We start from the raw sequence: 758 nt of genomic DNA, 5'->3' as shown, positions 1-758 counted from the left end.
GTGTTGATTATTCTAAGAAAGAATCCGAAGAACTACGAGCGCTTAAGCGCGAGAACAAGCGACTTAAAGATGAAATGGAATTCCTAAAGAAGGTCTCGGCGTACTTCGCGAAGCAGCAAGAGTGAAGTACGAGTTTATCGAAAGTTATGTGGGTGAGTATGCCGTTGTTCTTATGTGTTGTGCATTAGGTGTGTCCCCGAGTGGTTATTACAAATGGTTAGATCGCTCGCTTAGCGAGCGAGCAAAGCGCCGAAGCCGCTTTGAACAGCTAGTTATGTGTACCTTTGCCGAGTATCGAGCTAGGTATGGTTCAGTTCGTTTAGCTGAAGAGTTAAACAAAGCAGGCTATGCCTGCAGTGTGAACTATATTGCTGATATTATGGCGAAAAAGGGTATTAAGGCTCGCAATGGAAAAGGGTTTAAATACAGTAAAGATGTCGCGGCGATGACGAATGTCGCCGATAATTTATTGCGTAGAGACTTTGAAGCCGAGAGTCCCAATCAGAAGTGGGTCACCGATATCACCTATATCTGGGGTGTGAACTATATTGCTGATATTATGGCGAAAAAGGGTATTAAGGCTCGCAATGGAAAAGGGTTTAAATACAGTAAAGATGTCGCGGCGATGACGAATGTCGCCGATAATTTATTGCGTAGAGACTTTGAAGCCGAGAGTCCCAATCAGAAGTGGGTCACCGATATCACCTATATCTGGGTAAAGAGCCGTTGGCTCTACCTCGCGACAGTGTTAGACCTTC

The 758-nt window shown here is 44.9% G+C and carries 2 pseudogenes; both read left to right on the top strand.

Annotation, left to right across the window (positions count from 1 at the left end):
* Positions 1 to 172: 172 nt before the first annotated feature.
* Positions 173 to 346 (top strand): annotated as a pseudogene (locus L4C39_RS20170) (IS3-like element ISCARN64 family transposase); the annotation flags it as partial.
* Between the two features lie 291 nt (positions 347 to 637).
* Positions 638 to 758, top strand: a pseudogene (locus L4C39_RS20165) (IS3 family transposase); the annotation flags it as partial.

The organism is Vibrio clamense, assembly GCF_050337905.1.
GTDB classification, from domain to species: Bacteria; Pseudomonadota; Gammaproteobacteria; order Enterobacterales; family Vibrionaceae; genus Vibrio; species Vibrio cortegadensis.
The sequence above is the reverse complement of the archived record's forward strand: the minus strand, read 5'-3'. Positions and strand labels throughout refer to the sequence as shown.